A 7,132-nucleotide genomic window follows, 5' to 3' on the forward strand; every position below is an offset into this window, starting at 1 on the left:
AGGACCCGGACGAGGTGGCCCAGGCGCGGGCCACCTCGTCCGGGTCCTTCTTGTCCTTGTCCACCTGCCGGTTGAGTTCGGTGAGGGCCTCCGTCGTCAGGGCGTTGCCGAGGCGGGCCAGGGCCTTGCGGACCGTCGAGTCGGCCTTGCGGTCGGCGATCAGAGGGACGATGTGCTGGCCGGGGACGAGGTTCTTGGGGTCGGCGAGGACCACCCAGCCCTCGGCGGCGATGTCCGTGTCCGTGGTGAAGAGGTTCGCGACGTCCACGTCGCCCTTCTTCAGGGCTCCCTTGACCAGCGGGCCCGAGGAGTCCAGCGACTTGAACTCCTTGAACTCCACGCCGTACACCTCCTTGAGCCCGATGACGCCGACCACCCGCTTCTTCACCTCGGGCGCGGCCCCGATGACCAGCTCGCCGTTCCGCTTCCTCAGGTCCGCCAGCGTCGTGAGGCCGTATCTGTCGGCGGTCTCGCGCGTGACGGCGAAGGCGTCCGAGTCCTCGGCCTGTCCGTACGGGAGGACCTGGAGGCCCGCCGGGAGCGCCATGGCGAGGGCGTTCTGCATCTCGCCCTCCTCCGTGGCGGTCGCCTTCGCGTCGAGATAGTGGAGCAGCGCGCCCTGGTACTCCGGGAGCAGATCGATGTCGCCGCCCTTGAGAGCCGGGATGAGGATCTCGCGGGTGCCGAGATTGGCGCGGACGGTGGTCCTCACGCCGACGGCTTCGAGGACGACCGCGTAGAGATGGCCGAGGATCTGGTTCTCGGTGAAGTTGGCCGTGCCGATCGTGATGCCGCCCGCGCTGGAGCCCCCTCCCGCGCCGCCGCCGGTGCCCTGACCGTCCAGGGAGGTGATGCCGGTGCTGCACGCGGCCAGTACGGGGACGGAGGCCCCGGCGAGCAGGCCCGCCAGTACGGTCCTGCGGCTCTTCGCCGAGGTGCGCGCGGAGGCGCTCGGCGAGGTCTTCGGTGAGGTCATCGGAGTTGTCTCCCTAGGCGGCGGTGCGACGGCGGAACAGGACGCGCTGGAGTCCGGACAGCGCCAGATCGAGGACGACGGCGACGACCGCCACCAGCACCGCGCCGCCCAGCACCTGGACGAGGTCGCGCTGGGCCAGACCGTCGAAGACATACCGGCCGAGTCCGCCGAAGCTGACGTACGCGGCGATGGTCGCCGTGGCCACCACCTGGATCAGCGCGAGCCTCAGCCCGGTCATGATCAGCGGAAGCGCCAGCGGGATCTCGACCTGGAACAGCACCTGATGGCCGCGCATGCCCTGGCCCCTGGCCGCGTCCTTCACCTCCGGATCGACGGCGTTCATCCCCGCGTACGTATTGGTCACGATGGCCGGCACGGCGAGGGCGACCAGCGCCACGTACACCGGCGTCATGGAGAGACCGCTCGCCAGGAAGACCAGCACGACCAGACCGACCGTGGGCAGCGCCCGGCCGAACGAGACGAGATTGACGGCGACGAACGCGCCCCGGCCCGTGTGCCCGATCAGCAGTCCGAGCGGCAGCGCGATCACGGCGGCGATCAGGGTGGCGAGCAGGGAGTACTGGAGGTGTTCGGCGAGCCGGTGCCCGATGCCGTCGGCTCCCGTCCACTGCTCGCCCGAGACCAGCCAGGAGCCCAGGTCCTTGAAGAGTTCGTACATGGCGGGTCAGGCCCTTCCGCGCGTACGGCGCTGCTGACCGGGCCGCCGGTGCCGGTCCCTCGTCCAGGGGGTGAGGACGTACTGCACGGCCACCAGCAGCGCGTCCGCGACCAGCGCGAGCAGCAGCGTCAGTACGATGCCCGCCGCCACCGGGGTGGGGAAGTCGCGCTGGAAGCCGTCGGTGAAGAGCTGGCCGAGGCCGCCGTCCCCGATGTACGTGGCGACACTGACGAGTGAGATCGACATGACGGTGGCGATCCGTACCCCGGCCATGATCACCGGGAGCGCGAGCGGCAGCTCGACGGTGAGGAGCGTACGCAGCGGGCGGGTGCCCATGGCCACGGCGGCCTCACGGGCCTTGGCGGGTACGGAGTCGAGCCCCTCGACCGTGTTCCGCAGCAGCACGACGAGCGTGTAGACCGTCAGACCGATGACGGTGGTGGTCCTGGTCAGCCCGGAGACGGGCAGCAGCAGGACGAAGACCGCGATGGACGGGATCGTGAACAGGACGTTGGAGAGCCCGAGGAGGAAGCCGCGCAGCGGGCGCACCCGGTGCGCGAGCACCGCGAGGGGGAGGGAGATCAGCAGACCGAGGAGGACGGCGGTGAGCGCGGCCTGGAGATGGGAGAGCGTGAGGGTGGTGAGATCGCCCGCGTGGTCGGAGATCCATGCCCATTCGACGGTCATCCGGCTCCGCCCGGTGTCTTCGGCGTGCTGGTCCCCGGCGCGCTCGCGGCGGGTGCGGCGGGGCTCGGGGGCACGGCGTCGGCGGACTTCCGCGAGCCTGCTTCCCGGTGCTCCCGGGCTTCCGGGCCTTCTCCGCCCTCCCGGGTTTCCTCTCCCTGGTCTTGCCGGCCGTTCCCTTCCCGGGCTTCCTGGGCTTTCCGGGCCGCCCGCGCCGCCTCCTGGTGTCTGCGGCCCGCGTGCTCGTGGATCGTCTCCCGGGCGGTGACTCCCGTGAGCGCGCCCTCGGCGTCCACCCGGACTATCAGACCCGTCGGCGACGCGATCGACTCGTTCAGCGCCGCGAGCAGCGAGTCCGTGTCGCGCAGCGGCCGTACCGGCGACGGCACCTCCGGGGCGCCCGGCTCCGGGTCGAGCCAGCCCAGCGGTTCGTTCCTCGCCGACACCACCAGACACGGCCCGCCGTCGCCCGCGCGCGGCGGCGCCTCGCCCTCCCGTACCACCCGCGCCCGCTCCACCGGAACCTCGGCGAGCGTCGTCAGCGACAGCAGCTTCAGCTCGCGCTCCGCGCCGAGGAAACCGGCGACGAATCCGTCCGCCGGGCGGGCCAGCAGCTCGGCCGGCGCGGCGCACTGCACCAGATGGCCGCCCGTACGGAAGACGGCGATCCGGTCGCCGAGCCGTACCGCCTCGTCGATGTCGTGGGTGACGAAGACGATGGTCTTGTTCAGATCCTTCTGGAGACGGAGCAGCTCGTCCTGGAGCTGTGTCCGCACCACCGGGTCGACCGCGCCGAACGGCTCGTCCATCAGCAGCACCGGGGGATCCGCCGCCAGCGCCCTGGCCACCCCGACACGCTGCTGCTGGCCGCCGGAGAGCTGGTGCGGATAGCGCCTGCCCGCCTCCGCCGTCAGTCCCACGGTCTCCAGCAGCTCCGCCGCGCGCGTACGGGCCTTGCGCCGGCCCCAGCCCAGCAGCAGCGGCACGGTCGCGATGTTGTCGAGGACCGTACGGTGCGGGAAGAGCCCGGACTGCTGGATGACATAGCCGATACCGCGCCGCAGGTCGGCGGCGTCCTGCGTCAGGACGTCCTTGCCGCCCAGCCGGATGGTGCCCGAGGTGGGTTCGACCATCCGGTTGATCATGCGGAGAGTGGTGGTCTTACCGCATCCGGAGGAGCCGACCAGGACGGTGACACCGCCCTCCGGCATCTCCAGAGTGAGGTCGTGTACCGCTGTGGTGCCGTTGGGGAAGCGTTTGTTCACCGCGTCGAATCTGATCATCAGTCGTCCCTTGCCCGGCCTGCATATAGTCATGCAGAGTTCTTGGTGGCTGAATAGATTGTCAATGCCCTGGCGTAAATCACTGGTTACGGGTGGTCGCGGGGTGAGACGTAACGTCTGGAATGGAGGCGTTCGCGCATGATGTCGTCCCACATGGTGGACCCGGCGGGCGCGGGAACACCCACGAGCACGGTCGCGACCACACCGGCGAGCACGTCCCTCGTCGTACTGGACGGACAGAGCCTTCCGGTCGCCGATGTGGTCCGGCTCGCGGACGGCGCCGCACGTCCCGTACCCGGGACCGAGGCGATGAAGCGCGTCGAGCGGAGCTGGCACCTCGCCCGCGAGCTCGCGGGATCGGGCCGGGTGTACGGACGCTCCACCGGAGTCGGCGCCAACCGCACCGAGGCCGTGCCCACCGAGGCCGCCGCCGACCACGGGCTGCGGCTGCTGCGCAGCCATGCCGGCGCCATCGGTGATCCGCTGCCCGCCCGTCAGGTCCGGGCCATGCTCGCCGTGCGCGCCAATCAGCTGCTCGCCGGCGGCGCGGGGCTGCGCCCGAGTGTCGTCACCGCGCTCTGCGAGGCGCTGGAGTCCGGTGCGTACCCCGTCGTCAACGAATACGGTTCGGTCGGTACGGGCGACATCGCTGCCCTCGCGCAGATGGGCCTCGCCCTCGCCGGGGAACACCCTTGGGAACACGCCTGGGAACACCCCGGGGACGGCGCGGGAGAGGGCACGGGAAGGGGCGCGGGGGAGGGCGGCGGCCGGGTTCCCGAGGCCCAGGCCCTCGACAACAACGACGCCCTCGCCCTGATCAGCAGCAATGCCCTGACGCTCGGTCAGTCCGCCCTCGCGCTGGACGAGTTGCGCCGGCTCGTCGCCGCGACCGAGCTGGTGGCCGCGCTCTCCCTGCTGGCCGTCGACGGCTCGTACGAGGCGTACGCGGAGCCCGTGCACGCCGCGCGCCGGCACCCCGGTTCCTACGCCGTCGCCGCCGACATGCGGCGCTTCCTCGGCGCTCCGGAGCGGCCGGGGCCGCCGCTCGGCCGGATCCAGGACCCGTACGGCTTCCGCTGTGTCCCGCAGATACACGGCCCGGCGCGCGACGCAGCCGACGCGCTGGAGAACACACTCGCCGTCGAGATCAACGCCGCCGCCGAGAATCCGCTGATCAGCCCGGGGACGGAGGCCGACCCGGTGCCCGCCGCCTACCACCACGGCGGTTTCTATCTCGCCCAACTCGCCCTCGCGCTGGACCACTTCAGGCTCTCGCTGGTGCAGACGGCGCGGCTGTCCACCTCCCGGCTCTCCGCGCTCAACGAGCCCGCGTTCACCCGGCTGCGGCCCTTCCTCGCCGACGGCGAGCCCGCCAGCTCCGGTGTGATGATCCTGGAGTACGCCGCCGGAGCCGCCCTCGGTGATCTGCGGGCCTACTCGGCGCCCGCCTCGCTGGGCCACGCGGTACTGTCCCGAGGCGTGGAGGAGCAGGCCAGTTTCGCGTCGCTGGCGGCGCGTCAGACACTGCGCGCGGGCAGCGCGTACCGCCTGGTCGTCGGCTGTGAACTCGTCGCCGCCGTACGGGCCCTGCGCCAGCGCGGACTGCGTCCCGAGCCCGGACTTCCCGTCGGGCGGGCCTTCGAGCTGGCCGAGACCGTACTCGACGAGGAGACCGGCGACCGTCCGCTGACCGATGATGTGACGGCGGCCGCCGCGCTGCTCGACCGTTTCACGGAACTGGCCGCCGCCGATCCCGTCCAGGCCGCTCCCGACGCCTCCGCCTTCATCTCCACCACCCGCACGCGCAACGATCAGACAGATCCGACGGATCAGACAAGGGGGATCGCATGAGCGACAGCCCTGCCGCCCGACTCCAGCAGCTCTTCGAGGGCCACCGGCTGACCCCCACCCAGCGGCGCATCGCGCACAGCATGGTGCGCCGGGCCGGGGACGCGCCGTTCCTGTCCAGCGTCGAACTGGCCGAACTGGCCGGAGTCAGCCAGCCGTCCGTCACCCGCTTCGCCGTGGCGCTCGGCTTCGACGGCTATCCGGCCCTGCGCCGCCATCTGCGGGAGGTCGCCCCCGGCGCTCCCGTGGAGGGCGGGACCAGCCTCAACGAGTACCAGCAGGCCGTACGCGGCGAGATCGAGAATCTGCGGCAGCTCGCGGAACTGCTCGCCGACCCGGAGCCGGTCGAACGCGCGGGCCGGCTGCTCGCCGCCTCCCGTCCGCTGCCGGTGCTGGGTCTGCGCGCCGCCTCCTCGCAGGCGCGCGGCTTCGCCTACTTCGCGGCCAAGGTCCATCCGGACGTACGGCTGCTCGACGAGGGCGGCACGATGCTCGCCGACCGGGTCGACACCGCCCGGCACGCGGGCGCGAGCACGCTGCTCTGCTTCGCGCTGCCGCGCCATCCGAAGGAGGTCGTGGAGACGCTGGCGTACGCGCGCTCGGCCGGGCTGACGGTGGTGACGGTCGCCGACTCCGCGTTCGCGCCCGTCGCCAAGCACAGCGATCTGCTGATTCCGGCGGCCGTCGGGACCGGCCTCGCCTTCGACACGGCGTGTGCGCCGATGCTGGTGGGCCGGATGCTGCTGGAGGCGATGTGCGACGGTCTGCCGGAGGCGCAGGCGCGGCTGGAGGAGTTCGACGCGCGGGCGGCGGCGCGCGGGCTGTTCGTCGAATAGCCGGGCGGCGGGCGGCCCGCTTCCGGACGGCGGCCCGCTTCCGGACGGCGGCCCGCTTCCGGCCGGGCGGCCCGCCTCCGGCCGGTCGGTCGGGCGGGCGGTCGGCGCGCTTCCGGCCGGGAGGCTTTCGTCCCGCCGATTCCGCGGATCGTGCCGTTCTCAGGAAAAGTTCAGAGAACGCCACTAATCTGCCCGCCAAACTCACCGGGACGAGGAGGCGGACAGTGGGGCGCGGAGGGCAGTCTCTGGCACGGGTGGCAGTGATCGTACGGGCCGGCGCGGTCCCGCTGTGGTGGCTGGGAGTGCTCGCCACCGCCATCGGGATCCTGCTGCCCGGACTGACCGGTCGCAGGATCGGTGTCTATGCGGGCGCGGCGCTCTTCGTGGTGTGTGCCGCCGCTGTCGCTCTCGTGCGGCGTCGCCGGTACAGCGCGTGGGCGGAACGGGCGGAGCGGGCCGGGCGGTACGACCATCTCCAGGACCGGCGTGTGACCACCCGGAGCTGGCGGCGCGCGCACCGCTGGTGGCTGCTGGCCGCCTTCCTCGTGGCGGTGGCCGGTTCGCCGGCGCTGCCCGCCGCGGGCGGCCTCGCTCTGGCGGGCGCGGGAGCCGGTCTGTGGCTCAAGGCCGTCTGGCTGGGACGGCGTGAGCGCCGCGAGGACGAACTGCTTTGGGTCCGCACCGACTGGGCCGGCTCCGGCCGGCCCGTCGGCAAGCAGGTGAAGGGCTTCCGCACGACGGGCGTCGCCGCGGGCGACGCGCGACCGGGTGGAGCCCGCCGCCGCTGAGCCGGGGGCGTTCGGGGCGGCCGGGCCGCGGCCGGGCC

7 protein-coding genes are annotated in these 7,132 nt (G+C 72.3%); 3 read left to right on the plus strand and 4 right to left on the minus strand.

The features are described from left to right. From BFF77_RS26060 to BFF77_RS26075, 4 genes are all read right to left on the minus strand, one after another. Positions 1–976: ABC transporter substrate-binding protein (locus BFF77_RS26060; protein WP_066954210.1), on the minus strand; the 976-nt coding region annotated here is incomplete at its 3' end. A gap of 13 nt (positions 977–989) precedes the next feature. Then, positions 990–1,655, minus strand: coding sequence for an ABC transporter permease (locus tag BFF77_RS26065; RefSeq protein WP_066954213.1), 666 nt, complete (start codon positions 1,653–1,655; stop codon positions 990–992). Positions 1,656–1,661: 6 nt separating this feature from the next. Further along, complete coding sequence (locus tag BFF77_RS26070; protein WP_066954216.1) at positions 1,662–2,342, minus strand: ABC transporter permease; 681 nt, start codon at positions 2,340–2,342, stop codon at positions 1,662–1,664. Beyond that, the gene (locus tag BFF77_RS26075) at positions 2,339–3,622 is read right to left on the minus strand and encodes an ABC transporter ATP-binding protein (RefSeq protein ID WP_066954219.1); all 1,284 of its coding nucleotides are present in this window, start codon (positions 3,620–3,622) and stop codon (positions 2,339–2,341) included. Before BFF77_RS26075 ends, BFF77_RS26070 begins: the two co-directional genes overlap by 4 nt. A gap of 141 nt (positions 3,623–3,763) precedes the next feature. Here BFF77_RS26075 and BFF77_RS26080 point away from each other — a divergent pair, with 141 nt between their 5' ends. From BFF77_RS26080 to BFF77_RS26090, 3 genes are all read left to right on the plus strand, one after another. Next, positions 3,764–5,473: an aromatic amino acid ammonia-lyase gene (locus BFF77_RS26080; RefSeq protein WP_211280314.1), complete on the plus strand. Its 1,710-nt coding sequence runs from the start codon at positions 3,764–3,766 to the stop codon at positions 5,471–5,473. Continuing rightward, positions 5,470–6,306 (plus strand): MurR/RpiR family transcriptional regulator, encoded by an 837-nt coding sequence (locus BFF77_RS26085; RefSeq protein WP_066954222.1) that lies wholly within the window; start codon positions 5,470–5,472, stop codon positions 6,304–6,306. The genes BFF77_RS26080 and BFF77_RS26085 overlap by 4 nt, the downstream gene beginning before the upstream one ends. A 224-nt stretch (positions 6,307–6,530) precedes the next feature. Beyond that, complete coding sequence (locus BFF77_RS26090) at positions 6,531–7,094, plus strand: hypothetical protein (RefSeq protein ID WP_066954225.1); 564 nt, start codon at positions 6,531–6,533, stop codon at positions 7,092–7,094. Positions 7,095–7,132: the final 38 nt, after the last annotated feature.

Origin of the sequence: Streptomyces lushanensis, assembly GCF_001700515.1 — a bacterium.
In the GTDB taxonomy this organism is placed as follows: Bacteria; Actinomycetota; Actinomycetes; order Streptomycetales; family Streptomycetaceae; genus Streptomyces; species Streptomyces lushanensis.

What these genes read in the sequence shown, in the direction of transcription:
- BFF77_RS26070 (WP_066954216.1), bottom strand. Translation starts at nt 2,342, where the DNA reads ATGACCGTCGAATGGGCATGGATCTCCGACCACGCGGGCGATCTCACC.
- BFF77_RS26065 (WP_066954213.1), bottom strand. Translation starts at nt 1,655, where the DNA reads ATGTACGAACTCTTCAAGGACCTGGGCTCCTGGCTGGTCTCGGGCGAG.
- BFF77_RS26080 (WP_211280314.1), top strand. Translation starts at nt 3,764, where the DNA reads ATGTCGTCCCACATGGTGGACCCGGCGGGCGCGGGAACACCCACGAGC.
- BFF77_RS26075 (WP_066954219.1), bottom strand. Translation starts at nt 3,622, where the DNA reads ATGATCAGATTCGACGCGGTGAACAAACGCTTCCCCAACGGCACCACA.
- BFF77_RS26085 (WP_066954222.1), top strand. Translation starts at nt 5,470, where the DNA reads ATGAGCGACAGCCCTGCCGCCCGACTCCAGCAGCTCTTCGAGGGCCAC.